Source organism: Polynucleobacter sp. MWH-Braz-FAM2G, assembly GCF_018687635.1.
Taxonomy (GTDB): domain Bacteria; phylum Pseudomonadota; class Gammaproteobacteria; order Burkholderiales; family Burkholderiaceae; genus Polynucleobacter.
Genome location: NZ_CP061300.1, coordinates 2,111,723 through 2,138,555 on the forward strand (window position 1 = coordinate 2,111,723; position 26,833 = coordinate 2,138,555).

At 44.1% G+C, this 26,833-nt stretch carries 31 protein-coding genes; 16 read left to right on the forward strand and 15 right to left on the reverse strand.

The genetic code is table 11. The features are described from left to right. Positions 1–5 precede the first annotated feature (5 nt). From dksA to gatC, 7 genes are all read right to left on the reverse strand, one after another. Positions 6–383, reverse strand: a complete 378-nt coding sequence (gene dksA, locus FD973_RS10690) for an RNA polymerase-binding protein DksA (protein ID WP_215294376.1) — start codon at positions 381–383, stop codon at positions 6–8. Between the two features lie 218 nt (positions 384–601). Beyond that, the gene (locus FD973_RS10695; protein ID WP_215323605.1) at positions 602–1,666 is read right to left on the reverse strand and encodes a GTP-binding protein; all 1,065 of its coding nucleotides are present in this window, start codon (positions 1,664–1,666) and stop codon (positions 602–604) included. A 68-nt stretch (positions 1,667–1,734) separates the two neighbouring features. Continuing rightward, on the reverse strand, positions 1,735–2,736 hold the full coding sequence (locus FD973_RS10700) for a tyrosine recombinase XerC (protein WP_215323606.1): 1,002 nt from the start codon (positions 2,734–2,736) through the stop codon (positions 1,735–1,737). Then, the gene (locus FD973_RS10705) at positions 2,717–3,391 is read right to left on the reverse strand and encodes a DUF484 family protein (RefSeq protein ID WP_215323607.1); all 675 of its coding nucleotides are present in this window, start codon (positions 3,389–3,391) and stop codon (positions 2,717–2,719) included. Before FD973_RS10705 ends, FD973_RS10700 begins: the two co-directional genes overlap by 20 nt. A gap of 26 nt (positions 3,392–3,417) precedes the next feature. Beyond that, the gene (gene gatB, locus FD973_RS10710; RefSeq protein WP_215324796.1) at positions 3,418–4,887 is read right to left on the reverse strand and encodes an Asp-tRNA(Asn)/Glu-tRNA(Gln) amidotransferase subunit GatB; all 1,470 of its coding nucleotides are present in this window, start codon (positions 4,885–4,887) and stop codon (positions 3,418–3,420) included. Continuing rightward, positions 4,887–6,404, reverse strand: a complete 1,518-nt coding sequence (gene gatA, locus FD973_RS10715; protein ID WP_215323608.1) for an Asp-tRNA(Asn)/Glu-tRNA(Gln) amidotransferase subunit GatA — start codon at positions 6,402–6,404, stop codon at positions 4,887–4,889. The genes gatB and gatA overlap by 1 nt, the downstream gene beginning before the upstream one ends. After that, complete coding sequence (gene gatC, locus FD973_RS10720; protein ID WP_215323609.1) at positions 6,401–6,694, reverse strand: Asp-tRNA(Asn)/Glu-tRNA(Gln) amidotransferase subunit GatC; 294 nt, start codon at positions 6,692–6,694, stop codon at positions 6,401–6,403. Before gatC ends, gatA begins: the two co-directional genes overlap by 4 nt. A 61-nt stretch (positions 6,695–6,755) precedes the next feature. On the opposite strand from gatC, the gene FD973_RS10725 reads away from it, so the two are divergent. Genes FD973_RS10725 through rodA form a run of 5 tightly spaced genes read left to right on the forward strand, consistent with a single transcriptional unit; the run spans position 6,756 to position 12,329 of the window. After that, a complete protein-coding gene (locus FD973_RS10725) occupies positions 6,756–7,799 on the forward strand; it encodes a rod shape-determining protein (protein ID WP_215323610.1) in 1,044 nt (347 codons plus the stop codon). 24 nt (positions 7,800–7,823) lie between these two features. Then, positions 7,824–8,759 (forward strand): rod shape-determining protein MreC, encoded by a 936-nt coding sequence (gene mreC / locus FD973_RS10730; protein WP_215323611.1) that lies wholly within the window; start codon positions 7,824–7,826, stop codon positions 8,757–8,759. Further along, positions 8,756–9,280 carry a rod shape-determining protein MreD gene (mreD, locus tag FD973_RS10735; protein WP_215323612.1) on the forward strand — a complete coding sequence of 175 codons (525 nt, stop codon included), beginning with the start codon at positions 8,756–8,758 and terminating at the stop codon, positions 9,278–9,280. The genes mreC and mreD overlap by 4 nt, the downstream gene beginning before the upstream one ends. A gap of 8 nt (positions 9,281–9,288) precedes the next feature. Further along, on the forward strand, positions 9,289–11,196 hold the full coding sequence (mrdA, locus tag FD973_RS10740; protein ID WP_215323613.1) for a penicillin-binding protein 2: 1,908 nt from the start codon (positions 9,289–9,291) through the stop codon (positions 11,194–11,196). Further along, positions 11,178–12,329, forward strand: coding sequence for a rod shape-determining protein RodA (gene rodA / locus FD973_RS10745; RefSeq protein WP_215323614.1), 1,152 nt, complete (start codon positions 11,178–11,180; stop codon positions 12,327–12,329). The genes mrdA and rodA overlap by 19 nt, the downstream gene beginning before the upstream one ends. A gap of 82 nt (positions 12,330–12,411) precedes the next feature. On the opposite strand, the gene FD973_RS10750 is transcribed toward rodA, so the two are convergent. Together FD973_RS10750 and FD973_RS10755 are read right to left on the reverse strand one after the other, a co-directional pair. Continuing rightward, positions 12,412–12,696 (reverse strand): HU family DNA-binding protein, encoded by a 285-nt coding sequence (locus FD973_RS10750; protein ID WP_087908896.1) that lies wholly within the window; start codon positions 12,694–12,696, stop codon positions 12,412–12,414. 113 nt (positions 12,697–12,809) lie between these two features. Further along, the gene (locus FD973_RS10755; protein WP_215323615.1) at positions 12,810–13,175 is read right to left on the reverse strand and encodes a hypothetical protein; all 366 of its coding nucleotides are present in this window, start codon (positions 13,173–13,175) and stop codon (positions 12,810–12,812) included. A 156-nt stretch (positions 13,176–13,331) separates the two neighbouring features. Between FD973_RS10755 and FD973_RS10760 the strand changes: the two genes are divergently transcribed. Beyond that, positions 13,332–14,228: an aspartyl/asparaginyl beta-hydroxylase domain-containing protein gene (locus FD973_RS10760; protein WP_251368886.1), complete on the forward strand. Its 897-nt coding sequence runs from the start codon at positions 13,332–13,334 to the stop codon at positions 14,226–14,228. 8 nt (positions 14,229–14,236) lie between these two features. Here FD973_RS10760 and FD973_RS10765 read toward each other — a convergent pair whose 3' ends face one another. Then, complete coding sequence (locus FD973_RS10765; RefSeq protein WP_215323617.1) at positions 14,237–14,539, reverse strand: DUF167 domain-containing protein; 303 nt, start codon at positions 14,537–14,539, stop codon at positions 14,237–14,239. Positions 14,540–14,561: 22 nt separating this feature from the next. On the opposite strand from FD973_RS10765, the gene can reads away from it, so the two are divergent. From can to FD973_RS10785, 4 genes are read left to right on the forward strand one after another with little or no spacing between them, the layout of a single operon-like run. Further along, on the forward strand, positions 14,562–15,227 hold the full coding sequence (gene can, locus FD973_RS10770) for a carbonate dehydratase (RefSeq protein ID WP_215323618.1): 666 nt from the start codon (positions 14,562–14,564) through the stop codon (positions 15,225–15,227). A 7-nt stretch (positions 15,228–15,234) separates the two neighbouring features. Next, positions 15,235–16,134: a lipid A biosynthesis acyltransferase gene (locus FD973_RS10775; RefSeq protein WP_215323619.1), complete on the forward strand. Its 900-nt coding sequence runs from the start codon at positions 15,235–15,237 to the stop codon at positions 16,132–16,134. A 25-nt stretch (positions 16,135–16,159) separates the two neighbouring features. Next, positions 16,160–16,912 (forward strand): metallophosphoesterase, encoded by a 753-nt coding sequence (locus FD973_RS10780; protein ID WP_215323620.1) that lies wholly within the window; start codon positions 16,160–16,162, stop codon positions 16,910–16,912. 3 nt (positions 16,913–16,915) lie between these two features. Beyond that, positions 16,916–18,334, forward strand: a complete 1,419-nt coding sequence (locus FD973_RS10785) for a serine/threonine-protein kinase (protein WP_215323621.1) — start codon at positions 16,916–16,918, stop codon at positions 18,332–18,334. Here the strand turns inward: FD973_RS10785 and FD973_RS10790 are convergent, their stop codons facing one another. Continuing rightward, positions 18,335–19,663, reverse strand: a complete 1,329-nt coding sequence (locus FD973_RS10790) for a dicarboxylate/amino acid:cation symporter (RefSeq protein WP_215323622.1) — start codon at positions 19,661–19,663, stop codon at positions 18,335–18,337. Positions 19,664–19,765: 102 nt separating this feature from the next. On the opposite strand from FD973_RS10790, the gene FD973_RS10795 reads away from it, so the two are divergent. After that, positions 19,766–20,503, forward strand: a complete 738-nt coding sequence (locus FD973_RS10795) for a pseudouridine synthase (RefSeq protein ID WP_215324797.1) — start codon at positions 19,766–19,768, stop codon at positions 20,501–20,503. A 66-nt stretch (positions 20,504–20,569) separates the two neighbouring features. Then, positions 20,570–22,189: a peptide chain release factor 3 gene (locus tag FD973_RS10800; RefSeq protein WP_215324798.1), complete on the forward strand. Its 1,620-nt coding sequence runs from the start codon at positions 20,570–20,572 to the stop codon at positions 22,187–22,189. A gap of 19 nt (positions 22,190–22,208) precedes the next feature. Here the strand turns inward: FD973_RS10800 and FD973_RS10805 are convergent, their stop codons facing one another. From FD973_RS10805 to FD973_RS10815, 3 genes are read right to left on the reverse strand one after another with little or no spacing between them, the layout of a single operon-like run. Continuing rightward, on the reverse strand, positions 22,209–22,454 hold the full coding sequence (locus FD973_RS10805; RefSeq protein WP_215323623.1) for a hypothetical protein: 246 nt from the start codon (positions 22,452–22,454) through the stop codon (positions 22,209–22,211). Between the two features lie 31 nt (positions 22,455–22,485). Then, positions 22,486–22,713, reverse strand: a complete 228-nt coding sequence (locus FD973_RS10810; RefSeq protein WP_215323624.1) for a DUF2798 domain-containing protein — start codon at positions 22,711–22,713, stop codon at positions 22,486–22,488. A 59-nt stretch (positions 22,714–22,772) separates the two neighbouring features. Next, positions 22,773–23,645, reverse strand: coding sequence for a DMT family transporter (locus tag FD973_RS10815; protein ID WP_215323625.1), 873 nt, complete (start codon positions 23,643–23,645; stop codon positions 22,773–22,775). A gap of 77 nt (positions 23,646–23,722) precedes the next feature. On the opposite strand from FD973_RS10815, the gene FD973_RS10820 reads away from it, so the two are divergent. Genes FD973_RS10820 through FD973_RS10835 form a run of 4 tightly spaced genes read left to right on the forward strand, consistent with a single transcriptional unit; the run spans position 23,723 to position 26,092 of the window. After that, the gene (locus tag FD973_RS10820; RefSeq protein WP_251368782.1) at positions 23,723–24,250 is read left to right on the forward strand and encodes an MOSC domain-containing protein; all 528 of its coding nucleotides are present in this window, start codon (positions 23,723–23,725) and stop codon (positions 24,248–24,250) included. Beyond that, entirely contained in the window at positions 24,231–24,626 is a 396-nt protein-coding gene (locus tag FD973_RS10825) for a GNAT family N-acetyltransferase (protein WP_215323626.1), read from the forward strand. Before FD973_RS10820 ends, FD973_RS10825 begins: the two co-directional genes overlap by 20 nt. Before the next feature lie 19 nt (positions 24,627–24,645). Then, complete coding sequence (locus tag FD973_RS10830; RefSeq protein ID WP_215323627.1) at positions 24,646–25,290, forward strand: histidine phosphatase family protein; 645 nt, start codon at positions 24,646–24,648, stop codon at positions 25,288–25,290. A gap of 31 nt (positions 25,291–25,321) precedes the next feature. Next, positions 25,322–26,092: a MipA/OmpV family protein gene (locus FD973_RS10835; protein ID WP_215323628.1), complete on the forward strand. Its 771-nt coding sequence runs from the start codon at positions 25,322–25,324 to the stop codon at positions 26,090–26,092. A 1-nt stretch (position 26,093) separates the two neighbouring features. On the opposite strand, the gene FD973_RS10840 is transcribed toward FD973_RS10835, so the two are convergent. After that, complete coding sequence (locus tag FD973_RS10840; protein ID WP_215323629.1) at positions 26,094–26,828, reverse strand: sulfite exporter TauE/SafE family protein; 735 nt, start codon at positions 26,826–26,828, stop codon at positions 26,094–26,096. Positions 26,829–26,833: the final 5 nt, after the last annotated feature.

Genomic DNA, 26,833 nt, shown 5'->3' on the forward strand with positions numbered 1-26,833 from the left:
CAAATTTATTCGCCAAATAATTTTTGGCGGAGTTCACGACGCTCTTGCGCCTCAAGAGATAAATTGGCTGTAGGTCTAGCAATTAAACGGTTTAAGCCAATCGGCTCACCGGTTTCTTCACACCAACCATAGTCACCAGATTCAATACGCGCTAAAGCCTGCTCTACTTTTTTGAGCAATTTGCGTTCACGATCGCGTGTACGTAATTCCAGCGCATGCTCTTCTTCGATTGTTGCCCGATCAGCTGGATCAGGAACCAAAATGTTTTCGCGCAGATGCTCGGTAGTTTCAGAAGCATTCTTCAGAATGTCTTCTTTAAGAGTAAGTAATTTTTGACGGAAAAAATCTAACTGCGCAGCATTCATATAGTCCTTATCGGACATCTTGAGCAATTCTGCCTCTGTAAGCGCTGCGCCTTTTGCAACTTTTGTGCTTGCAGCTTTGCTACTAGCTTTTGCAGGAGCCGCTGGTTTTGTTGCTGTTTTTGCCGTCATCTCATTCTTCCTTGGTTTGAAGCATTATTGCCTCATTCTGCCAAACTTTACTGCCACAGAATCAATATTTAGCAATATTGCCCGTGGCGGCGGATTGTACCCGAATCCTACTTAACCAAACATCCCTCAAGCCCAGCCAGCAGGGTGTCTTTAGGCAAATCGATGCCTATAAACACCATACGTGTTTGCTTGGGTTCTGCCCCCCATGGACCAGCCAAATCGCTTCCCATCATCTGATGAACCCCCTGAAACACCACTTTTCGGGCACTTCCCTTCACATAGAGCACGCCTTTATAGCGCAACATCTTATCTCCGAAGACCTCCAAAATACCCCCTAGGAAATCTTCCAGTTTTTTATGATCAAAGGGTTTATCACTACGAAAAACAAAGGATTGAATGCGATCCGTATGGCCAGTATGGCCATGGTGGTGGTCATGGGCATGATCGTGCCCACAGCTGCTGTGATCATGATCATGACTGTGGTCGTGACCGCAATGGGCATGATCGTGATCATCTTGCTCCAAGAAATGGGGGTCAATGTCGAGCTTGGCATTCAGATTGAACCCCTTTAGGTCTAAAACCGCATTTAGGGGCACCACGCCCTTAGAAATGCCTGCAATCGGCGCCCTTGGGTTCATGTGCATTAGGCGGTTGCGTAAAGCATCCACCTCTGCCGGAGTAACTAGATCTGTTTTGGTAATAAAGATTTGATCTGCAAAACCTACCTGACGCTGAGCTTCTTCATGCTCGTTGAGTTGCTGTTGACCATGCTTAGCATCTACCAATGTAACTACCGCATCCAAAACATAATGATCAGCAACATCATCATCCATAAAAAAGGTCTGGGCAACCGGACCTGGGTTGGCAACGCCGGTAGTTTCAATCACTACACGATCAAAGCTAATTTTCTTATCCTTACGTTGCTCCCATAGTTCATTGAGAGCCTCCACCAAGTCGCCTCGAATGGTGCAACAAATGCAGCCATTACTCATCTGAACAATATTCTCTTGGTTATCTTGAACCAAGATGTCGTTATCAATATTTTCTTCGCCGAACTCATTCTCAATCACGGCAATTTTTTTACCATGCTCTTCAGTCAAAATGTGCTTAAGCAAAGTGGTTTTGCCGCTTCCCAAGAAGCCCGTCAAAATAGTTACAGGAATTAATGCCATGGATGATCCAATCAAAATCTAAAGCCATTATTTCCCGAAGCGGGAAACCTTCTATATTACCGAGTTCTTCAGCCTTTGCCAGCCTTTGCACGCGGATGCGCTTTATCGTATGCCTGAGCAAGGTGTTGAAAGTCTAGGGAGGTATAAATCTGGGTACTTGCAATGCTGGCATGCCCCAGCATCTCCTGTACAGCACGTAAATCCTGGGAGGATTGCAGTACATGACTTGCAAAACTATGACGCATCATATGTGGATGCACATGGGTTGGCAAACCAGCACGCATGGCTAGAGTGCGCAAGCGTGCCTGAACTGTACGAGGAGATAAGCGCTTCCCGTTGGCAGATAAAAATAGGGCTATAGATTCTTCTGAGAAATCGCCCGCATTCCGAATTTCCCGCCATGCCATCAGTGATTTCATCGCAGGTACACCGACAGGTACTGAGCGACGTTTTCCGCCCTTACCCAAAACAGTTACTTCTGCCGCATCCCAGTCTAACCAGCCAGCAGATTCATGCTGACGATCCTTGCTTTGTATGACATCGATTCCTAGCAATTCCGATAAACGCAAGCCAGAGGAATACAACAAATCAATAATTGCGGCATCCCGTATAGATTCAAGATCCTTCTTTTCCTCAGCCTCTTTAACCGCCTGATTTACTAACGAGAGAGCCTGTTCAACCGAAAGAGCTTTGGGTAAGGACTTCAAACGTTTTGGTGCTTTAACGTCATCTACCGGGTTAGCGACCAAGTGATTGGCTATCTTGCCAGCATGTGCATCGCGTCGCGCATCTTTTTCAGTGAGCCAGTCATACCAACCGCGCCAGGCAGAAAGAGCTCTAGCAATGCTTCTCGAAGACTTGCCTTTGGAATGTAAGCGCCCAGCCCAACGACGAACATACCCATTACTGACTTTTAATAATTCAATCGAGTCCTCAAGTGCAAAATTTTGTAGGTCACTTAGATCCATGCCATATGCTTTGAGCGTATGCGGCGAGAGTTGACGCAACACATGTAACTCATGCAGGTACTCCTGCATGAGCGGATGAAGATCAGTCGCCTTTAGTTTCATAAGCTTGGATGCGATCCAAAGCTGCGGCAGTTAACTCGGCTATTTGACGCAAATAAAATGCGCCCATATCAGCTGTGAATCGCGACTCGTCTTTACTTGCCAATAACAATACTGCTGGGGATTGATTCACACCAATGCTTTTGCCTATTGGCAAACCAATTGCAACCATACTTTGCCAATCTGGATCAATTGTTGTTTGGCTTGCTAAGAGATCTACGCTAGCAGCAGCCAACTCTTTAGCTGAACCGCATAAGGGCGTATCCACCCAAGGACCAAAAGCTGAATTGGGTGATAACAACTGAGCAGAATCCACTTCAAAGACGTTTGCCAATCCTAAAGTAATTGCATCTTCGACGTCTGCCTTGTTATTTGCTTTCATTAAACGCAATAACCACGCCACCAAGCTTTGTTGCGTTTTATCGTTACGACTACCAAAGTGCAACATCTCACTTAGACGACGATTGAGCTCTTGATTTTGGGTGCGCAAAACAGTCATCTGCCGCTCTTGTAAAGAGATGGCGCGATCCTCATGCGGATGCTTAATTCGAATCTCATTAAAGAGATCGGCATAGCGCTCAAAAAAGCCTGGGGTTGCGCGTAACCACTCTGCGACCAACTCTTCTTGCTCGGCTTGTTTTGGATCTATCGCACTCATCAATTTCCTTCTAAAAATAATCTTTTTTAACTAAGCTTTTTACGCAAGAGTTCATTCACTTGGCTAGGATTAGCTTTGCCTTGTGAAGCTTTCATGATCTGCCCCACCAGAGCATTGAAGGCCTTCTCTTTGCCCGAGCGAAACTCTTCGACAGATTTCTGATTAGCGGCTAATACCTGATCGATAATGGCATCAAGCGCACCGCTATCACTTATTTGCTTCAAACCCTTAGCCTCAATAACTTGATCCACAGTACTGATGGCTTTGCCTGCAATCGCCTCTTCCCAAAGAATCGCAAAGATATCCTTGGCAATCTTATTGGAAATAGTTCCATCTGCCACACGAATAAGTAATGGCGCTAAATGACCCGGTTTTAATGGCGCATCAGCAGTAGCAATACCAGCACGATTTAAAGAAGAGGCAAATTCACCAGCGATCAAATTAGCCGCCGCCTTAGCCAATGGAATACCTACAATTGCTAACAATTCTTCAAATACTTTTGCAGTGTCACGATCCTGCGTAAGTAACTGCGCATCATAAGCACTTAAACCAAATTCACTTTGCCACTTTTCACGCAGTTGTGCAGGCAATGCGGGCATCTTGCTACACACATCAGCAATCCAAGCATCATCAATTACCACAGGCAATAAATCGGGGTCAGGGAAATAACGGTAGTCATTTGCATCTTCCTTGCTCCGCATGCTGCGTGTTTCACCACGATCCGGATCATACAAACGGGTTTCTTGAACCACAGTACCACCATCCTCAATCAACTCAATTTGACGGCGCACTTCATATTGAATTGCTTCTTCTAAAAAGCGAAAGGAGTTCAAGTTCTTAATTTCACAACGAGTACCAAACTCAGTCTGACCCTTAGGGCGAACAGATACGTTTGCATCACATCGGAATGAGCCTTCTTGCATATTGCCATCACAAACCCCAAGCCATACCACTAGGCTATGCAATGCTTTGGCATAGGCAACCGCCTCCGCTGCGCTGCGCATCACTGGTTCAGTCACAATCTCTAGAAGTGGAGTACCTGCGCGATTTAAGTCAATGCCGCTGGACGGTTCGCCTTGGGGACCTATAAAACCCTCCTCATGAACTGATTTGCCAGCGTCCTCTTCCATATGGGCGCGAGTGAGTTGAACTACCTTCACCTCATCACCAACCAGAATTTCTACCTGACCACCAACCACGACGGGAATTTCCATTTGGCTAATTTGATAGCCCTTGGGCAGGTCTGGATAAAAATAGTTCTTGCGCGCAAAAATGCTTGCTGGAGAAATCTTTGCATTAACCGCCAAACCAAAACAAATAGCATGCTCTACAGCTTGACGATTCAGCACTGGCAAGACACCAGGCAAAGCTAAGTCCACTGCGCATGCTTGTGTGTTTGGCTCGGCGCCAAAACGTGTACTTGCTCCACTAAAAATTTTTGATTCTGTTTGTAATTGTGCGTGGGTCTCTAGACCAATAACAACTTCCCATTGCATCATGCCACCTCACTTGCTGAACGCAAATGCCAATCGCAGGCTTGTTGATATTGATGTGCCACTTGCAATAGGCGCGCCTCTGAAAAATAATTACCTATTAATTGCATACCGATAGGTAGATTATTTGCATTAAACCCACATGGCACGCTCATTGCTGGCAAACCTGCTAAGTTCGTTGAAAGTGTATAAATATCCTCTAAATACATTTGCACTGGATCTTTCGATTTCTCGCCTAATCGCCAAGCAACATCTGGGGCTACTGGTCCTAGAATCACATCACATTGATTAAATACAGCCTGAAAATCTGCTGCAATAATCCGACGAATCTTTTGTGCTTGAAGATAATATGCATCGTAGTAACCATGACAAAGAACATAGGTTCCAATCATGATGCGACGTCGTACCTCAGCACCAAAACCTTCAGTGCGCGACTTCTGATACATATCACCAAGATCTTTGTACTCACTAGCTCGATGACCATAACGCACGCCATCAAAACGACTCAAATTACTAGATGCTTCTGCTGGAGCTAAAACGTAATAAACCGGAATGGAGAGTTTAGTTTTTGGCAAACTCACCTCAACCAAGGTTGCGCCCAAGTTTTCTAAAAGCTTAGACGCCTCATTAACCGATTTAGCAACGTCATTTGCCAAGCCTTCAGCAAAGAATTCTTTTGGCAAGCCAATACGCAAACCCTCTAATGGCTTACCTGCATTTGCATTACCTTCTTGCCAAGCCTGATTTAAATAACGGCCATAGTCTTCACCAGAATCAGCAAGAGATGTAGAGTCGCGCGGATCGTGTGTTGACATGGCAGAAAGTAGCAATGCGCAATCTTCAGCCGTTTTACCCATAGGGCCTGCCTGATCTAAGGATGAAGCGTAAGCAATCATGCCGTAACGCGATACACGCCCATAAGTTGGCTTAATACCAGTTAGCCCACAAAAGGCTGCTGGTTGGCGTATGGAGCCGCCAGTATCAGTACCTGTAGCAATAGGAGCCAAGCCTGCTGCAACTGCTGCCGCAGATCCGCCAGAAGAGCCACCCGCCACATGGGAAGCATTCCAAGGATTTAGAACAGGGCCATAAGCTGAGTTTTCATTGGACGAGCCCATGGCGAACTCATCCATATTGGTTTTTCCTAAACAAACCATGCCAGCAGCATTAGGATTGCTTTCATCTGGAATGCCCAAGTTCGCAACTACGGTGGCATCAAAAGGACTTTGATATCCAGCCAGAATCTTGGAGGCTGCGGTCGACCTCCAGCCACGCGTTACAAAGACATCTTTATGAGCAACCGGAATCCCAGTCAATTTGCCTGATTTACCGGATGCAATGAGTGAATCTGCCTTATTTGCTTGCTCTAGGCTTAAGTGAGCATTCACATCAAGATATGCATTCCATTGCTTTCCAGCTTCAATGCGATCTAAAAAGTACTGGGTCAACTCCGTACTGGAGACCTCTTTTTCGGCCAATGCTTTTGCCATTAAGGCAATTGAAGTGTTATGCCAGCTCATTCAATCACCCTTGGAACTAAGAAATAGCCATCATGTTGGGCGGGGGCTGATTGCATGTTTTCGGCACGATGATCAGACTCCGTAACCTGATCAACACGCATTGGCTGAGCCAAATCACGCAAAAAGAGGATCGGATGAGCCAAAGGCTCGAGACCAGTTGTATCAACAGCCTGCATTTCTTCCACCAGGGAAAAAATCGCCTGCAATTGAGGCAAAACTGCCTCTGCTTCCGCCTGATTTAACTCAAGCCTAGATAGGTGCGCAATGCGCTGGACATCATCAAGTTTCATGGGGCGCTAGAGTATCATTCCTATATATTTTCATTAACACCTTCTATTTTCCCACTACATCATGTTTGGTTTTTTCCGCAGCTACTTTTCCAATGACCTAGCCATCGACCTAGGAACCGCCAACACCTTAATCTATATGCGTGAGCGGGGTATTGTCCTCGATGAACCCTCTGTTGTGGCGATTCGCCAAGAGGGTGGTCCAAACGGCAAAAAGACCATTTTGGCCGTCGGAAAAGAGGCAAAAGCGATGTTGGGACGTGTTCCAGGCAACATTGAAGCCATTCGCCCAATGAAAGACGGCGTTATTGCTGATTTCACCATTACCGAACAAATGCTCAAGCAATTTATCAAGCTTGTGCATGAAAGCAAACTATTAAAGCCAAGTCCACGCATCATCATTTGTGTTCCATGTGGATCCACTCAAGTTGAGCGTCGTGCGATTCGCGAATCGGCACTGGGTGCTGGAGCATCACAAGTATTTTTGATTGAAGAACCAATGGCCGCTGCAATTGGTTCTGGCTTGCCAGTATCCGAAGCGGCTGGATCGATGGTTGTTGATATCGGTGGTGGCACAACTGAAGTTGGGGTGATGTCATTGGGTGGCATGGTTTATAAAGGTTCAGTTCGCGTTGGCGGAGATAAATTTGATGAAGCCATTACAAATTACATTCGACGTAACTATGGCATGTTGATTGGCGAACAAACGGCTGAGTTGATTAAGAAGACAATTGGCTCCGCATTCCCCGGCACAGAAGTGCGCGAGATGGAAGTAAAGGGACGCAATCTTTCCGAAGGCATTCCACGCAGTTTCACCGTTACAAGCAATGAAATTTTGGAAGCATTGACTGATCCATTAAATCAAATTGTGACGGCTGTGAAAGCGGCTCTCGAGCAGGTCCCACCTGAATTGGCGTCTGACATTGCCGAACGCGGCATGATGCTGACAGGCGGTGGCGCCTTATTGCGCGACCTCGATCGCCTTTTGCTAGAAGAAACTGGTTTACCTATTCATGTTGCAGAAGATCCTCTAACCTGCGTTGCCCGCGGTTGTGGCATTGCGCTGGAGCGCATGGATAAGCTAGGCGGAGTGTTCTCGCACGAATAAGCGACATACACGTCGAACAGGGAATTGCAACATAGCGCTCCACCACTTTTCAGACAGGGCATTCCGGCCTTACTTAAACTGATTGTCTGTCTGTCGATCAGCATCGCTCTGATGCTGATCGATTTTCGTTTCAAAGCACTTGATCCCATTCGCAATAATGTGAACTGGGTTTTACGTCCACTTGAATACATCATGATGGCCCCAAGAAATGCCTTTGAAGCAACGTCTGAATATTTCACGACACGCGCAACGCTTGACCAAGAGAATCAAGTAATGAAAGTGCGCCAAGCTGAACTTTCATTACTAGCAAATCAATCCGAGTTTTTGATGGTTGAAAACCAAAATTTGCGCGAATTGATGGCATTGCAAAAACAGGTTCCATTCAAAACATTGCCCGTTGAAATTCTGTTTAATCCACCAAATGCTATCTCTCAACGTATTGTGATCAATCGCGGGAGCAACGATGGCTTAAAGCTTGGCAATCCAATTGCCAATGATTCTGGAATATTAGGCCAGGTAGTACGCCTTTATGAACGTTCTGCAGAGGTTTCCCTGCTTGAGGATCGTGATTTCACAGTACCCGTCCAAGTAGCGCGCAACGGTCTTCGTGCCGCCGTATTTGGTGCTGGGCGTGGCAACCCGCTAGAACTACGCTATCTGCCGGTAGCTAGCGATCTCGAGGTTGGGGATATTTTGCTTACTTCAGGGATTGATGGCATTTATCCCCCAGGATTCGCCGTGGCTGTCATTAGCAAAATTGAGCGAAACGTTGATAAAAATTCCTCTAATGTATTTTGCGTTCCAGTGGCTGCAGTAAATCGCTATCGCCAAGCGCTTGCGCTTTTATACGATCCACAGTTTGATGCTAAAGCCCCAACTGTGAACAATAAATCTGCTACTGGTGCACCCTTAACCAATACACCCGGTCGCCGGCAAACTCGTGCGCGAGGTATGCAATGATTGATTTTCAAAGCGGCTACATTCTTCGCCCGGTCAATCCCGCATTCATTTACTTCAGCTTATTTTGCGCGCTGCTGTTAAACCTCTTGCCGATTGGAAATTATGGCTGGGTACCTGATTGGCTAATTCTTTGCATTGTGTTTTGGAATATTCATCAGCATCGGTATGTCAATGTAATTACCGCATTCATTCTTGGCTTAATGATGGATGTTCACAACTCAGATCTATTGGGTCTGCACGCTTTTAGTTATTCACTGGTTGCATACATTGCAATTTCTTGGCACAGGCGAATTGTTGCGCTCACTGTTTTCTCGCAAGCTTTACACCTACTTCCAATCTTTTTATTGGTATCACTGTTCCCTGTATTGGCGCATTGGTTACTGAGCGGCGATTTCTATTGGTGGGCTCTCACTGGCATTATTCAAGCACTCATTGAGGCAATGCTCTGGCCATTAGCTACTCGCATACTGCTAGCACCGCAACGTCGTCCTATAGATGTTGATCACAATCGACCTCTTTAAGAAGTAGCATGGTTTCTTTTAAAAAACCTGATCTCGACTCCTTTCAAGAGCGCATCCATATTGCGACTCTTTTTGTAACCTTCTGCTTCTTGCTTTTGATTACTCGCTTGGTTTGGTTGCAACTAGTTAGTCATAGCAAATATTCTCTTCTAGCAGAAAGTAATCGCATTGCTCTGGTTCCAGCTCCCGCCAATCGCGGTCTTTTAATTGATAGAAATGGAATCGTTATTGGACGAAATTATTCGGCTCTTACTCTTGACGTCAATGCTGAAGAGGTAAAAGGGAATATCGATCAGCTCATCAATGATCTTTCCGAAATTATCGATATCTCTCCTCGAGACCGCCGTAATTTCAAGAGATCTCTAGAAGATTCTCGAAATATGGGCACTTTTCCGCTCCGCTCCATGCTTAATGAGACGGAAACTGCTCGTTTTATGGCAAATCGCTTCCGATTTCCTGGGGTAGAGATACGCGCTAGAAGCTTTAGGGAGTATCCATATAACGAATTGGCCTCCCATTTAATTGGCTATATTGGCCGAGTTTCTCAGCGCGATAAAGAGCGCATGCTCTCTGAAATTGAGGGCGCCAAATCTGATGACCCAGATGCTTTACAGGCTTCTTTTTTGCCAGGCATTCAATATGTTGGGAAGATTGGTCTGGAACAAAGTTATGAGAATGTTTTGCGTGGCGTACCAGGATACGATCAAGTAGAAATTACTGCAGGCGGCAAACCCGTGCGTACACTTTCTAGCTCGCCCTCTACTCCAGGAAAAAACATTGTTCTCTCAGTTGATATCAAGTTGCAATATTTAGTTGAGCAGCTATATGGAAATTTTCGTGGCGCATTTGTAGCAATTGAACCCGAGACTGGTGATGTACTGGCGTTTGTTTCTAAGCCCAACTTTAATCCCAATGATTTTGTTGAGGGCATTGATTCGGTTACTTGGAAAGAACTTAATGACTCACCACAGAAACCCCTATACAACCGCCCACTCAAAGGCATCTATCCACCAGGCTCAACTTATAAACCTTTCATGGCGCTAGCCGCCTTAGAAAATAAAAAGCGCACTCCTTCACAAACAATTTCTGATCCTGGTTATTTTGACTTCGGCAACCATACATTTCGCGACGATAAAAAAGGTGGTCATGGCATCGTAGATATGCAAAAGTCCATTATTGAATCTTGTGACACTTATTACTACATGCTGGCACGCGATATGGGCGTCAACATGATGCATGACTTTATGAAACCGCTTGGCTTTGGTCAAATAACTGGTATAGATTTACAAGGTGAAGCAAAAGGCGTTCTGCCCTCTACCGAGTGGAAGAAAAATACCTTCAAGAAACCTGAGCAACAAAAATGGTACGAAGGTGAAACTATTTCTTTGGGTATTGGTCAAGGCTATAACGCTTTCACAATTTTGCAACTAGCCCATGCAATGGCAAACGTCGCAAATAATGGCGTCGTGATGAAGCCCCATTTAGTAAAAGCAATTGAAGATCCTTTTACCCGCAATAGAGTTCTAACTACACCCAAAGAAAGTTATCGAATTGATCTTAATGCGGACAATATTGAAGTAATCAAGAAGGCAATGATTGAAGTAAATAATTCTGGTACATCAGCCGCAGCATTTAAAGGCACTGGTTATCAAGTCGGCGGAAAAACTGGAACCGCACAAGTTTTCAGTTTGAACTCTAAAGATTACAAGCATGGAGCTACTGCAGAGTTTTTGCGTGACCATGCTTTATATATTGCTTTCGCACCAGCGGAGAAGCCAACTATTGTGATTGCAATGGTTGTTGAGAATGCTGGCTTCGGTGCGCAGTATGCCGCTCCAATCGCCCGTAAAGCATTGGACTTTTATATTGAGGGCAAATGGCCTAAGGAGATTCCTGAGTGGAAAAGAGCCCCTTAAAAAAGATAAAAGGTTTTTTCTTCGGCATCTTTGCTGGTCTAGACAGGACGCTAGGCCTTATTCTGCTTGGCTTAGCGGCTGTTGGCTTTTTGACATTTTTATCTGCAAGTCAAAATACACCCGTACAAATTGCAGATGAATTACGAAATCTCGCACTGTCATTTGTCGTGATGTGGATAGTGTCTCGCATACCGCCAAAGTGGTTAGAGATGGGGGCGGTATGGATATACGGAATAGGTGTCGCCCTACTAATTGCAGTTGCTGCGTTTGGCTTAATAAAAAAAGGTGCGCGTCGCTGGCTTAATATTGGTGTTGTGATTCAGCCATCTGAAGTAATGAAGATCGCAATGCCACTAATGCTGGCTTGGTATTTTCAGAAACGTGAAGGCATACAAAAATCTTGGGATTATGGAGTCGCGGCAATTATTTTAGCGATCCCTGTTTTTTTAATTGCGCGACAACCAGACCTTGGTACTGCACTTTTAGTTTCTGCTGCAGGTCTTTACGTGATCATTTTGGCTGGCCTTCCTTGGAAATGGATTCTGCCGTTTGTTGGACTTGGCGCCGTTGGCATCATATTAATTATTATTTTCGGCGGCACTATTTGCGCACATGATGTCGTTTGGCCATTTGTTCATGACTATCAAAAACATCGTGTCTGCACCTTACTGGATCCAACTAGCGATCCATTAGGAAAAGGCTTCCATACTATTCAATCAATGATTGCAATCGGATCGGGTGGATTTTTTGGCAAAGGCTGGTTCCAAGGAACGCAGGCCCACTTAGAATTTATTCCTGAAAAACATACTGACTTTGTCTTTGCAGTTTTCTCAGAAGAATTTGGGCTACTAGGCAACCTAATATTGTTGGCTCTTTTCTTCGCTCTAATTAAGAGGGGGTTAGCAATTTCAGCAAGCGCTCCAAACTTATTCACGCGACTTTTAGGCGCCTCAGTCACTTTAATCTTCTTTACCTATGCCTTTGTCAATATAGGCATGGTAAGTGGTGTATTGCCCGTTGTTGGAGTCCCCCTTCCTTTTATAAGTTATGGGGGCACTGCATTAGTTACGCTTGGTTTTGGCGCCGGAATATTAATGAGCATTCATCGTCACCGCCGTTTGGTGCAAAGCTAATTAAAATAGCTTTGTAAGCTTCAGAATTCTTGAGGAAATAAAAAAGCCCGGCATGCCGGGCTTTTTAACAATTGAGGAAGAATTACTTCTTACGCTTGTTAACTGAATCTTTAAATGCTTTACCAGCAGAGAACTTAACAGTTTTTGCTGCGGCGATTTTGAGTGGCTCGCCAGTTTTTGGATTGCGGCCCATACGTGCAGCACGCTTACCAGATGCAAAAGTACCAAAGCCGATCAGTTGTACTGAGTCACCTTTAGTAACAGCTTTGATGATGTTTTCGATAGCTGAATTCAATGCAAATTCAGCCTTGGCTTTTGAGATCTCCGCGTCGTCAGCAATCGCTGCGATTAGTTCGGCTTTGTTCAAGTGAAGCTCCTTATAGATATTGATGTCAGCGCACATTACGCTTACATGATTTTAACCACAAAAAATTACAAAAATAAAGTTGCGTTACAGCAATTTTTTAAATCGACTACAAATTATTCATCCAAAACTGTTATATCAGAAACAAAATACTCGGTGTCACCAAAACAAGTTGTTGGCAAGCCAATGTGTTGCTCATACTTTAATGCCACTTTTTTACCTAAGTTAGCATTTATTTTTTGCGCCACAGCATCCTCGCGCACCGTAAAGAGGAATTTTTCTGACATCGTTCCTGGCATAGAAACCATTGCTAACTCACCTTCCCAGGTTTTACATAAATAACCGCGATTAGAGAATTTCTGCACATAACCTGCCCGCTCCCCACTTCCATAGCTCCAATTGAGCATTACCCAGGTATAGCCTGAAATCCCCAGGAAACCAATTAAAACAAGGCCTAACAGCCACTTTATAAAGCTATTCATAAGATCTTCCTTAAAATGTCTCCACAAAAACCCTAATTAGGTCTTAACAATTTATATATGCAGTATATGGGCTTCTAGTTGGAAGAAATAGTCTCTTTAGGTACGCCACACAAATTAAAATACTAGTAATACTTCTCCAAGATAGAACTTATGCAAATACGTCACATCGTCTTTTTCATTTTTGTAGCATCGGCTATTTATGTTTATTTCAGAGGAAAAGTACGCTTTGGGGTTGTCAGATCTCTTACCGACTATCAAGTGCTTTTGGCGCCAGTTAATACTCTTTTATATTTATTTTCAAAAGTAAAAGCAGGTGCGTTTATCCCCGTAAACCAATTTCCTGAAATGCAACCTATCCAGGATAACTGGAAAATAATCCGTGAAGAAGCGATGTCCCTGCAAGAAACTGGCTCAATTGCAGCCGCAACCGGATATAACGATATTGGTTTTAATTCCTTTTTTCGAACTGGCTGGAAACGTTTCCACCTTTGCTGGTACGGGAAAGAAGTTCCATCCGCTCAAGAAAAGTGCCCAAAAACTGTGGCGCTTCTTAAATCCATTCCATCTGTAAAAGCCGCTATGTTTGCCTCTCTGCCCCCTGGAGCTACCCTAGTAAGGCACCGCGACCCTTACGCTGGCTCTTTGCGTTATCACATTGGCCTTGCAACGCCCAATGATCCTAAATGTTTTATTGATGTCGATGGGGAACGTTATTTTTGGAAAGATGGCGAAGCTGTCATGTTTGATGAAACCTACATTCACTTTGCCGCTAATGAAACCGATCAGCAGAGAGTTATCTTATTTTGCGATGTTGAACGCCCAGTTCATACAAAAGTGGTACAGCTCTTTAATCGCTGGTTTGGGCGCTATGTCATGAGTGCCGCCTCATCTCAAAACGTGGAAGGCGAAAAAGTTGGTTTTGTGAATGTTTTGTTTACCTATTTTTACCAACTGCGTGCGCAAGCCAAGAAGTTAAAAGCAAAACATCGCTCGGTCTATTACATCGGCAAATGGGTGCTAATTTTAGGAATTTTGTGGGCCATTTTCTGGTAACCGAAAACTTAATTTTGAGGCCCCAATAACTGAATGACCTGCTCTGGGGTAATAGAGCCCCATATTTCCACTCTTTTCTTGCGACTATTTTGACCAGAAATGAGTTGAATTTGCTTTTGAGGAACTTTTAACTGTTTTGAAAGCCAGGACAATAAAAGCTCATTAGCCTTATTTTCTAGGGCTGGGGCTTGTAATGAGATCTTTAAGCAACCGTCATGCAATCCAACTACCTTTGTTAGCTTGGCCCCTGGTTGGCAATGCAAATTTAAGGTGATTCTGGTGGAAGTTTGTTTTAACCAAATAGGCATCATCAAAGTACTTTAAACTGAAAGCATGACAATGAAGAATTCTCAAGCTTTGGAACAACTATTTGCAAATAATCGTGCTTGGGCTGAAAGCATGGTCGCAGAGGACGCTGATTTCTTTAAACGCCTAGTTTCACAGCAAGCCCCAGAATATCTTTGGATTGGTTGCTCGGATAGTCGAGTACCAGCAAATGACATTGTGAATTTATTACCAGGTGAATTATTTGTTCATCGTAACGTTGCCAACGTAGTGGTTCACACCGATTTAAATTGCTTATCAGTCATTCAGTTTGCGATTGATTTGCTTAAAGTCAAACACATTTTGGTTGTGGGACATTATGGCTGCTCTGGCGTACATGCAGCACTTACGGATAAACGTGTGGGCCTCGCGGATAACTGGTTGCGTCATGTCAAAGATGTGCATCAAAAACATGAGCGGTATTTAGGTGATGTATTGCCCACATCAAAACGTCAAGATCGTTTATGCGAACTGAATGTCATCGAACAAGTTGTTAATGTTTGTGAAACAACAATCGTGCAAGATGCGTGGGCACGCGGGCAAGACCTGACAATTCATGGATGGGCTTACCGCCTTGAAACAGGCCTAGTCAATGACTTAGGTATGTCAAGTAGCTCCATCGAAGAAATGACAGAGCGATACGCTAAGTCTATTAAGCGCTACGAATTAGCGTAAAACTAATTTGTTTAAATCCTTTAATAATCAAGCAGGCGTTGTACTGCTAAGGCTACTCTCACTCTTACCTTATAGACTGTTAGTTGCACTTGGTTATGGTCTAGGTTATATTGCCGCGCGTATTCCGAGCGACAGAAGTAGAGTGGTCAAAATCAATTTACATCTTTGCTTTCCAAAATTAAGCCCTGTTGAAATTGACAATCTTAGTAAAGAACACTGGCGATTACTTGGTCGAAGTCTTGTAGAAAAAAGCATTATTTGGTGTGGCAGTTCAAAACAACTTAGCCAGATGATTGAAGTGAAATCTGCCGTTGATTTATCAAGCCAAAAACCACGCATTTTAGTAAATATGCATTTCACGGGTATCGAGGGCAGCATTATTTTGAGCGCGCTATCCAAGGAAAAACACTGGCCCCGAACTTCTGGATTTTTTCAAAAAATGAAGAACCCTTTCTTTAATAAAAGAATTGTGGAGTGGCGCAACCGTTTTGGAGGGAACTCCATTGATCGCCAAGGCAACGCAAAAGCGATTATTCGAGAGATTTGTAATGGGGACTTCATCATCATTGCGCCCGACATTGATCTAGGCCTCAAAGATTCTGAATTTGTACCTTTCTTCGGAATTCAAACTAATACCATTACGACCATCTCTCGTTTGGCAAAAATTACTGGTGCTGATGTCTGCCTAATGACCACCACATTAAAAGCTGATGAATCAGGATATCTTTGTGAGATTAGAGCGCCGATAGAAAATTTCCCTGGAACCGATCCTAAATCGGACACCGCACGTTTAAATCGCTACTTTGAAGCCGAAATTCGTCTGAGGCCCGCCGAATACTATTGGGTTCACAAGCGCTTCAAAAACCGACCAGACGCTGGCAAGAGCCCCTACAACCCTTCTATCTAGAGGCCTTTTGCCCTATCATTAGAAGATGACTGAGCGCATTGGGCTATTTGCCGATCTTCATAGTAATTTAGAGGCTTTTGAAGCCTGCATGATTCGTGCCGAAGAGCTTGGGGTGACACGCATGGTTTTCCTAGGCGATCTTGTAGGCTACAACGCTGACCCAGTAGCGTTAATTGATCGTATTGCTAATCTTGTAGATAGTAAAAAAGCGATTGCCATTCTAGGCAATCATGATGAGGCTGTTTTTAAAGATAGCCGTAATCATATGAACGCTAGCGCCAATGCTGCGATTGAGTGGACTAAATCCCAGCTAAAAAGTCATCATGTAGAGTTTCTAAAAAATCTACCGCTCGTCGTTCAAGAAGAGAATATTTGCTTTGTTCATGCCTCTGCCCACAATCCTGCTGACTGGAATTACATCACTGACAGCATGAGTGCTTGGCGTTGTGTTCAAAATTCTGGGAAAACCTACACCTTCGTGGGCCATGCGCACGAGCAAGCACTTTTTTATCAAAGCGCGGTTGGTAAATTAATTCGCTTTGCGCCACACCCTGGCGATGAAATCCCAGTTCTTCGCCATCGCCAATGGGTCAGTGTTGTAGGCTCACTTGGGCAACCCAGAGATGGCAACCCAGAGGCTTGTTTTGCAGTGTTCGAGCCAGGGTCTGAAACGCTGACCTTCCATCGCACGCCTTACGATCAATTCACCGCAGCAGAAAAAGTTCGTCGTGCGGGGCTTCCAGAGGACTTGGCAAATCGACTCATCACTGGCAAATAATCCATGGCAATCAATAACGATATTGAAGCGGTAGATGACATATTTCAGGAAGGCAAAGTAGTAGACGGATTTGTCTTAGGTAAAGAAGTTCATCGTGGTGGCATGGCCAGCCTTTTTTCAGCAACCAAGGAAGGTATCGATGTTCCCATTCTGCTCAAGATACCTCGAGTTGGAAGAGATCAGCCCGTAGAAAGTCTTATCGGTTTTGAAACTGAGCTCACTATTCTGCGCTCACTCAAAAGCCCTTATGTGCCGAAATATTTGGGCTCGGGCAATATGGCTACACGCCCCTATATTGCAATGGAGAGAGTCGAAGGGCGCCCTCTTGAAGACTACATTAAAGAAGGTAAATTATTTTCAATTGATGAAGTGGTTCGCATTGGCGCAGATTTAGCGCAGGCAGTTCAGTCGCTACATTCACAAGATGCCATCCATCTCGATATCAAACCAGAAAATATTTTGATAGATGAAAAAGGAAAGCTAACGCTAATTGACTTTGGCTTATCCCATCACGCGCGCTACCCAGATTTACTTGCTGAAGAAATGCGAAAAGGTGTCGGATCTGCACCCTACATCTCCCCAGAACAAGTCGCCGGCATTCGTTCCGACTCCAGGAGCGATATTTTCTCTATTGGCGCAATCATGTATGAATTACTCACCGGTGAGCTGCCGTTTGGCAATCCTCAGTCGATGAGCGGTCTTCGCAGACGCATGTGGGCCGAACCTTTCCCTCCACGTGCAATTCGTAGAGAAATTCCGCGTTGGCTTCAAGAGATTGTCTTAAGGTGTCTTGAACCACGTGCAGCAGATCGTTATCAAAGTGCTGCGCGCTTAAGGCAAATGCTAAGGGATCCCGAGGGCGTCACACTCACAGAGCGAGCTGATCGGGTTGAGCCACCAAGTTTCTGGGAAAACCTCAAAGGCATGTTTAAAGCGGCTGGCTACGAACCCTCTCCAAGTCCGCGCCCAAGCATGGGAAATTTTGATGCCCCACTCATGATTGCAGCAATCGACACTCGTCAATCAGATGAAGACTTACGAGAACGCATGCAAAAAACAGCCAAGAATTTATTGCTAGCCTATCCTGAGAGCCGTCTAGTTTGTATCAGCACAATTGCAAGCACGCCCACCTATGAAGGAAATCACGAGAGCGAAACTGCCAGTGGAATTGTGCGTGGTCACCTAGTGCAATTAATGGATTGGGCAAAGCCACTGAAGTTACCGCCAGAGAGAATTTCTTATCACGTGCTCGAAGCCATGGATCCTGCGTCACGCATCGTGGAGTTTGCTAAGGATAATGATGCATCCCTTATTTTGATCGGGGCATCTCATAAACTTCCTAACAAAGTAACGCCTTGGAGAACCTCAATGACAAAAATTGTCGAGGAGGCCCCATGCAGCGTTCACATTGTTAGAACATAATTAATGCATCTTTTCTTGTTTTTCGTCTAGCAATATTTCTGGTTCTTGAGCTTCGATCCAATTATCTTTGTTCAGTACGCTATTTAATTGGTTTTGATCTAATTCACCAGTCCACTTTGCAACAACAATCGTAGCAACACCATTACCTACCAAATTCGTAAGTGCACGCGCCTCAGACATAAAGCGGTCAATGCCTAAGATAATTGCTAGGCCAGCAACAGGTACATTACCAACTGCAGAAAGTGTCGCCGCCAAAACGATGAAGCCACTACCCGTAATTCCAGCTGCGCCTTTAGAAGTCAGAAGCAAAACCAGAAGAAGCGTGATCTGTTGAGTTATCGTCATAGGAGTATTTGTTGCTTGCGCAATAAATATAGCAGCCATAGTGAGATATATGGAGGTGCCATCTAGGTTAAAAGAATAGCCCGTTGGAATTACTAAGCCAACACAACTTTTCTTAGCGCCTAACAGCTCCATTTTTTCCATCATGCGTGGCAAGACAGATTCAGAAGATGAGGTACCTAAAACAATTAATAACTCTTCTTTAATGTAACGAACAAATTTAATAATGCTGAATCCGTTGAGACGAGCGATGATACCCAAAACAATAAATACAAAGAGTAGGCAAGTGATATAAAAGGTGCCCATTAATTTTCCAAGAGAAAATAAAGAGCTCACACCATACTTACCAATTGTGAACGCCATAGCACCGAACGCACCGATTGGCGCAAATTTCATAATGATGCCGATGATGTCAAAAAGAACATGGGATGATTTTTCAATTAAATCAAACACCATGGTTCCACGACCACCAAACTTATGCAAAGCAAAGCCAAAAAGCACGGCTATAAATAACACTTGCAGAATCTCACCTTTAGCAAATGCGTCTACCGCTGTATTCGGAATAATATTGAGCAAGAACTCTGTGGTGGTGGCCATTTTTCCGGGGCCTGTGTATGCTGCTATTCCTTTGGTATCTAAGGTAGTTGGGTCAATATTCATGCCAGCACCGGGCTGAAGCACATTAACCACCATCAGCCCAACAATCAACGCAATGGTACTGACAATTTCAAAATACAAAAGGGCAATACCGCCCGTTTTGCCAACCTTCTTCATGTCCTCCATACCTGCGATACCGACAACGACAGTACAGAAAATGATTGGGGCAATCAACATCTTGATGCCCTTAATAAAGGCGTCGCCAAAAGGCTTCATATCAACGCCCAAAGATGGATAGAAATGGCCCAACAAAACACCTAGCACTACAGCTACAAGTACTTGAAAGTAAAGAATTTTATATAGCGGTGGCTTTTTTAAAGTGACGGTCATTTGGTCTTCCTTTTTCAAGATTTAACTGCAGTAATGGGCAATGACTTATACGACATATTACCCCCAACCTTGTAGCATCGATCTTTGTCCGATAATGCAGACATGGAAGAAAAAGTACGCGTCTCGAAATTACTCTCAGAACTTGGTCTTTGTTCGCGCCGTGAAGCTGACTCGTATATTGAGCAAGGCTTAGTCACGGTAGATGGGAAGGTAGTTAATGAATTGGGGACGCGCGCCTTTCGTCATCAAAAAATAGAGTTGCAGTCGGGCGCCAAAGCACAGCAAGCTTCTCGCGTTACTGTCATTCTGAATAAGCCCATTGGATATATCTCTCACTATGATGATGAACAAGAATATCAACCGGCAGCCTCTTTAATCACGCCTGAGAACTACTTTGCAAGCCCACTAGATAAAGGGAGAAGTCCTCGCTTCAACACAAAAGGGCTGGCACCAGCAGGTAGACTCGACATTGATTCCACTGGCATGCTGGTATTGACCCAGGACGGCCGTATTGCCAAGTTATTGATTGGTGAAAATAGCCCAATCGAAAAAGAATATCTAGTGCGCGTTGAGGGAATGCTTTCATTCGAAGACCTCGATCGATTAAGGCATGGTTTAGAGCTTGATGGTGTAAAGCTGAAACCTGCCCAAGTGAGTTGGCAAAATGAGGATCAGCTTCGTTTTGTATTGCGTGAAGGGCGCAAGCGCCAAATACGCCGCATGTGTGAAATGGTTGGATTAAAGGTTCTTGGACTCAAACGAGTCAGAATGGGTCGAATCTCTTTAGGACCGCTTCCCCCGGGTCAGTGGCGTTATGTAAGGCCTGAAGAGCAGTTCTAAGACGTCCTACACGCTTATAATTGCGACCGAACCAAGATTAATCAAACCAGAATTACCATCGAAAATATCCCGTCCAACACTCCAGGCGCAGAAGTACTAAGACGTCGTAGCTTTGCCATCATCTCCCATCCTGATGCAGGCAAGACTACGCTTACTGAAAAATTATTACTTTACGCAGGCGCTATTCAAATCGCAGGAAGCGTTAAGGCCCGAAAAGCAACACGTCATGCGACTTCTGACTGGATGGAAATTGAAAAGCAGCGAGGCATCTCTGTAGCCAGTTCGGTAATGCAAATGGAATACCGCGATTGCATTATTAACTTATTAGACACCCCAGGCCACCAAGACTTCTCTGAAGATACTTATCGAGTTCTAACTGCCGTTGACTCTGCTCTTATGGTGATCGATGCTGCTAATGGTGTTGAATCACAAACATTGCGCTTACTCGAAGTTTGTCGAGCACGCAATACACCTATCGTCACATTCATTAATAAGATGGATCGTGAAGTAAAGCCTCCAATGGAATTGATGGACGAGATCGAGACCGCCCTTGGCATAGAGGTAGTTCCTTTTACTTGGCCCGTTGGTATGGGCAAATCTTTTGCTGGTGTGATTGATATTGCCAACTCTCGTATGCGCATGTTCAAAGCTGGCGAAGATCGCGTTACAGAAGATTCGCATGCAGTAGTTGATGTAAGTGATCCAGCCCTCAAGGAACGCCTAGGTACTGATTTAGAAAATGCTTTAGCCGAGGTGGAATTAATTAAAGAGGCAATGCCTGCTTTTGATCTCGATGCGTTTTTAGCTGGCCGTCAATCACCAGTATTTTTTGGGTCTGCCATTAATAACTTTGGCGTGCGAGAAATTCTTAATACATTGGTTGAATTGGCACCTTCGCCTGGGTCGCGCAAAGCATTACAGCGTGAAGTGAGCCCAGCTGAAAATAAATTCTCAGCGGTAGTCTTCAAAATTCAAGCGAATATGGATCCCGCTCATCGTGACCGCGTTGCTTTCTTGCGCATATGTTCCGGCCACTTTCAACGTGGCATGAAATTAAAGATCTGTCGCAATGGCAAAGAAGTGCGCACCAATAATGCACTCTCTTTCTTATCGCAAAGACGCGATATTTTGGACGAGGCATTTCCAGGTGACATTATTGGCTTACCAAATCATGGCTTGCTTAGACTGGGAGACACCTTAACCGAAGGCGAGCAATTGCAATTTACTGGTCTACCATTTTTTGCACCAGAAATATTTCGGATGGTTGAGTCCGCTGATCCATTGCGCTCAAAACAATTACGCACTGGCCTAATGCAATTGGGTGAAGAGGGCGCAATTCAGGTATTTAGGCCAATGACGGGAGGCACCATGTTGCTTGGTGCATTTGGACAACTTCAATTTGAGGTCGTGAGTCATCGTCTACAGACTGAATATGGTGCAGAAGTTAGACTCTTGCCAGCTCGTTATAGCTTGGCGCGCTGGGTGAGCTCAGACGATCCGGTCGCATTGAAAAAATTTACTCAAGAAAATATTCACCGCATGGCGGAAGATGTAGTGGGTGCCGCAGTATTCTTGGCATCTCATAAATCAGAATTAGATGTTGCCCAGCAACGTTGGGAATCTATTCAATTCCATGCACTAAGAGAGCATGCTGGATTAATTTATCAATCAGATTTGGCCGGCTAACTACATCCCAATATGCTGTTCAACGATTGGCTTTGCAATCAAAAACAGCAGCTAGTTGAGTATCGCTACTTCTAAATGATGCAGTCTTACCGTATTGCTGACAATAGGCTTGTGCCTTTTTAGTAAGCTGCTCAATCGACTCCCCGCTACTATTTAGAAAGGTAACATGGTTGGCATCCGAAGCATCGGTATATACCGCAGCACAGGCTGTCAGTACACACAAACAGTAGAGACTCATACTAAAAACTTTTATGAATGCATTCATATCGAAGCTCTGTTATTCCAATTTGAATTCATTAAGTCTTTATCTTTCTAATAATGATTGCAGTGATATGGCTAGCAATTGGCTTGTATACCAAAATGCCAGCAATCGCAACTGGATAGGCCACTAACCATACTTCAAACCAAACCCAAAAGAAGTTTTCAGTAAAACCTATGCGCGCAAATGTTGTGGCAAACGTAATCGTTGCAGACATTAAAAAGCCCATTAGCAAAGCAAAAACTAGGTTGGGGAGATTGATCATGGCTACATCATAGCTTCTTAAGATGGATAAAAATTATTAGAGTCTTTTATTCTCAACAGTTATACCCTCTTTACCAACATTCTTCTCCCTAGCATCACGGTTGATACTACCAATACAGCGAAGACTAAATTCATCAGCGTAAGCGAATCACCGAGCAAAATGCTGGCTGCCACAAGCGTACAAAAAGGCTGAATTAATTGGACTTGACTCACGCGCGCAATACCACCAATCGCAAGACCCTCATACCAAAAGAAGAATCCCAGAAACATTGGAAATAGGCTTAAGTAGATAAAACTAGACCAAGCTACAGCACCCGCATTTATATATTCTTGCTGGTAGGTTATGCAAGTCATGAGGATATTAAGCGGCAATGAAATGACCAAGGCCCATGAAATAACTGCTCGAGGATTCATCCGCCGAGAAAGCTCGCCGCCCTCAACATAACCAATACATGCGCTAATACCCCCCAATACCAAAAGGCCATCAACATATGTAAAACTTCCAGAACTCTTTAGCAAGGCATAGAGAATCACTAAGCCAGCCCCAAATAGTGATACCAGCCAAAAGCCCAGTGAGGGTCTTTCTTTAAATCGCAATACGCCAATGACCGTTGTGGCAAGGGGCATCATCCCCAAAATCACTGCACCATGAGATGAAGAGCCGTGAGTCATTGCTACGGTTGTAAAGATAGGAAACCCAAACACGACACCTAAGGCAATGACCACAAACTTCACAAAATCTACTTTAGTAGGCGCTCGTTCACTTTTATAAATAAGGTAGGCTAAAGCAACAGCCCCTGCCAAGGTCGCCCTCCCAAAGGCAATGAAATAAGGATTAAAGCTTAAAAGGGTAATCTTGCTTACGGGAAGCGTTAAGCTAAAAATAAGAATGCCAATAAAACCGATCAGCATCCCCTTACTTTCTTTATTCACAATGATCCTTCTTCTAAGAATCAATTGATTGTATTAACAATCGCCAATACTTGCCTTGGGCTGTAATATGAGAGCACATGATGAAATTCAATCCCCGTATTCAAGCCATTTATCGAGCACCTGCCGCTGGAGCCTTGATGCAATCAATGAATCTAGTCAAGGTTGTTGCTGGCATGGGCATTGAAGGTGATCGCTATGCACTCGGTATGGGTGCTTATTCATCACTAAGGCCAAGTAAAGTGCGTCACCTCAGTCTAATTACATTGTCAGGAATAAATATTGCCAATGATTGGCTGAGGGCTGGTAATGAGCCCACTTTCGATGGCTCAGAAACACGACGCAATATCATCTTAGAAGGTATTACAGCACCCGAACTCAATCGTTTAGTTGGGCAAAAATTTCAACTTGGCAATATCCTGCTTATGGGGACAGAACTTTGCGCGCCCTGTGAACGTCCAGCCCAACTGTTAAATAGGCCTAGCTTCATGGATGCATTTGAAGGGCGAGGGGGTATTCGTGCTGAAGTTCTCAATTCTGGAGAGCTTGCTATCGACGATGCACTATTCATAGAGAACGAGATTCACCGTGATTCAATACCGCGATAACGCCACCATTACTCCTGAAGAAGCAATAGATCTATATATTCGCTCCACTCTTGGAGAGCGGCGCCCCGTTCATAATGTGCAAACATTTGCTGACATGCTTAAAAATGCAAATCTCACAATTACAGCTTGGGATAAAGATAAGTTAGTAGGCATATCTCGCTCACTCACTGATTTCTCTTATGTGGCCTATCTTGCCGATTTAGCGGTTGATCAAACCTATCAACAATCTGGCATCGGCAAACAGCTAATTGAAGAAACCAAGTTGCGTCTTGGACCCGAATGCATGATTGTGCTGTTGGCCGCCCCCAAAGCAAATGAATATTACAAACATATTGGTTTTGAGCACAATCCACGCGCTTGGACACTCAAAAAATAATTAGACCCACTTTTTTTATATGACTACTACTCGATTTTGCTTAATTCGTCACGGAGAAACCGACTGGAATGCCGAACGTCGCCTTCAGGGTCACACTGATATTGAACTAAATGCTCGAGGAATTGCCCAAGCAAAACAAATGGCGCATGCTCTAAAAAAAATTAATTTAATGTTTGATGTTTTATATACCAGCGATCTTCAACGAGCCACCAAGACTGCAAATGCTATTGAAGATCTTTACAACATTACCGCCATTAAGAATGCCGCACTCAGAGAGCGCCACTTAGGGATGCTTCAAGGTTTAAGCATTGATGAAGCGCCCACTCTAGAACCAGAAATTTGGCAATCCCACCTCAGCAGAAATATTAAAGAGAATCTACGTACTGGCGAAAGTATTCAACAATTTGCCGACCGAATTCATCTAGCTCTAGAGGAGATCCGCAAGCAACATCCAGGTAAAACCATCTTAGTAGTAAGTCATGGAGGCGCCCTAGATATGATGTACAGAATCGCAAGTAATCAAACATTGGACTCCGAGAAAACAGTTGCAGTGCCCAATGCCTCTCTCAATTGGATCAGTCATAATGGGGTCGCATGGAAAGTAGATGGGTGGGCTGATACAAGCCATCTAGCGGATTTGGCTCTTGATAATTTAGACCTTTAATAGCGAGCCCATATGGGTTTATGATGCGCATATGAAAACATTTTTTCGGATAGCTATCACCTTAATTGCTTGTGCTGCATGGCTTACAGGTCACGCAATGGAAGATGTGCCTGATGGCCTTCCAGACCATATTGTTGGCGATGTTGGTATTGCAGTGTACACATCCAATCTTCATATTGGCACCGAAGGAATGCAATCTTTCGCCCTACCTTACGCTTTTGCAGACTACAAAAGAGCCTTCATAAGAATTGATCAGGTAGGCATTAAAACCGTAAAGATAGGTTACGGATATCTAGAGCTAGTCGGCAAAATTAATTTAGATAACTATAAAGTGAAGTCGCCATTTAATGGCAATTCCATCAACAGAAGCGATCCAATACCGCTTGGAATAGGTACTTTCCAAGAAACTCCTATTGGCGGTTTTTTTCTTAATGCTTATCAAGACGTAGGAAAATCAAAGGGAGCGCTTTATGAATTTTCTTATTTTGCTGAATTAGAAACTATTAAAAAGATAGTCCTTTATCCTCAACTAGGAATAGAAAGACAATCTAGTCAGTACGCGAATTACTACTATGGAATTAGTCCGGGAGAGTCGATTCTTACGGGCTATAACGCCTATACCGCACCAGCAACCAACAATCTAATAGCTGGTCTCATGATTGAAATTCCCGTAATCGATAACTGGTACGTCAATATTTATGGCAAACGGAAATGGATGGGCAGCGGAATCAACAGCAGCCCAGTGATGAATCGTTCATTTCAAGACAATGTGCTAATGGCTGTAGCGTACCGATTCAAGTAAATCAGAAGGCCATTGCTAATATCGATAGTCCTGAAATCATCATGACTAACTCCATAAGCAATAAAAAATTTTTTTCTGGCAGCGCAAGGACAATTTTTTTTGAAAAAATCGAGCCAACCAAAACACTAGTGCCGATAAGCAAACCTTGAATAATGGCTAATGTATTAAGAAAACCCAGATAATGAAAAGTAATACCTTTTGTCAATAAAATTGATAAAGTACTTGCCGCCTCAGTTCCCAAGAATGCGCCCTTAGTTAAGCCAAATGCAAGAAAGAAAGGTGTGTTGATAGCGCCGGTAGTCGCAACTATTCCCGTCAAATAACCGATAGCAGCGCCAACTAATCCCATCTGCCAAAGCTGCAAATAAAATCCTCTTTCTCTCATCCATCGGCGAATCGGTATTAATAGAATTAAAAAGAATCCCAAGGCAATTTCTATTAGGCGTTCATCAAGCCGGACCAATGTATTAACACCTAAAACGGTGAATGGTATAGCTGCTGAGCCATAAACAAAACATACCCGCCACCTAATTACGCTCCACCATAAAAAAATACGTGAGAAATTTGCGACAGCAGCAACCAAGGCGATAACTGGAATTGCCTGTATCGGTCCATAAAAGTAAACTAGTGCCGGCATCAAAATAATAGTTGTGCCAAAGCCAATCACGCCACCCACGACTCCAGCAGTTAGGCCTAATGCGCCCAAGATCAAAGCCTGGAGAATAACTTCAGACAAGATGG

Coding starts and splice junctions, on each gene's coding strand:
- dksA (WP_215294376.1), bottom strand. CDS start 383: ATGTCCGATAAGGACTATATGAATGCTGCGCAGTTAGATTTTTTCCGT.
- FD973_RS10695 (WP_215323605.1), bottom strand. CDS start 1,666: ATGGCATTAATTCCTGTAACTATTTTGACGGGCTTCTTGGGAAGCGGC.
- FD973_RS10700 (WP_215323606.1), bottom strand. CDS start 2,736: ATGAAACTAAAGGCGACTGATCTTCATCCGCTCATGCAGGAGTACCTG.
- FD973_RS10705 (WP_215323607.1), bottom strand. CDS start 3,391: ATGAGTGCGATAGATCCAAAACAAGCCGAGCAAGAAGAGTTGGTCGCA.
- gatB (WP_215324796.1), bottom strand. CDS start 4,887: ATGCAATGGGAAGTTGTTATTGGTCTAGAGACCCACGCACAATTACAA.
- gatA (WP_215323608.1), bottom strand. CDS start 6,404: ATGAGCTGGCATAACACTTCAATTGCCTTAATGGCAAAAGCATTGGCC.
- gatC (WP_215323609.1), bottom strand. CDS start 6,694: ATGAAACTTGATGATGTCCAGCGCATTGCGCACCTATCTAGGCTTGAG.
- FD973_RS10725 (WP_215323610.1), top strand. CDS start 6,756: ATGTTTGGTTTTTTCCGCAGCTACTTTTCCAATGACCTAGCCATCGAC.
- mreD (WP_215323612.1), top strand. CDS start 8,756: ATGATTGATTTTCAAAGCGGCTACATTCTTCGCCCGGTCAATCCCGCA.
- mrdA (WP_215323613.1), top strand. CDS start 9,289: ATGGTTTCTTTTAAAAAACCTGATCTCGACTCCTTTCAAGAGCGCATC.
- FD973_RS10755 (WP_215323615.1), bottom strand. CDS start 13,175: ATGAATAGCTTTATAAAGTGGCTGTTAGGCCTTGTTTTAATTGGTTTC.
- FD973_RS10765 (WP_215323617.1), bottom strand. CDS start 14,539: ATGATGCCTATTTGGTTAAAACAAACTTCCACCAGAATCACCTTAAAT.
- can (WP_215323618.1), top strand. CDS start 14,562: ATGACAATGAAGAATTCTCAAGCTTTGGAACAACTATTTGCAAATAAT.
- FD973_RS10780 (WP_215323620.1), top strand. CDS start 16,160: ATGACTGAGCGCATTGGGCTATTTGCCGATCTTCATAGTAATTTAGAG.
- FD973_RS10785 (WP_215323621.1), top strand. CDS start 16,916: ATGGCAATCAATAACGATATTGAAGCGGTAGATGACATATTTCAGGAA.
- FD973_RS10790 (WP_215323622.1), bottom strand. CDS start 19,663: ATGACCGTCACTTTAAAAAAGCCACCGCTATATAAAATTCTTTACTTT.
- FD973_RS10795 (WP_215324797.1), top strand. CDS start 19,766: ATGGAAGAAAAAGTACGCGTCTCGAAATTACTCTCAGAACTTGGTCTT.
- FD973_RS10805 (WP_215323623.1), bottom strand. CDS start 22,454: ATGAATGCATTCATAAAAGTTTTTAGTATGAGTCTCTACTGTTTGTGT.
- FD973_RS10810 (WP_215323624.1), bottom strand. CDS start 22,713: ATGATCAATCTCCCCAACCTAGTTTTTGCTTTGCTAATGGGCTTTTTA.
- FD973_RS10820 (WP_251368782.1), top strand. CDS start 23,723: ATGATGAAATTCAATCCCCGTATTCAAGCCATTTATCGAGCACCTGCC.
- FD973_RS10830 (WP_215323627.1), top strand. CDS start 24,646: ATGACTACTACTCGATTTTGCTTAATTCGTCACGGAGAAACCGACTGG.
- FD973_RS10835 (WP_215323628.1), top strand. CDS start 25,322: ATGAAAACATTTTTTCGGATAGCTATCACCTTAATTGCTTGTGCTGCA.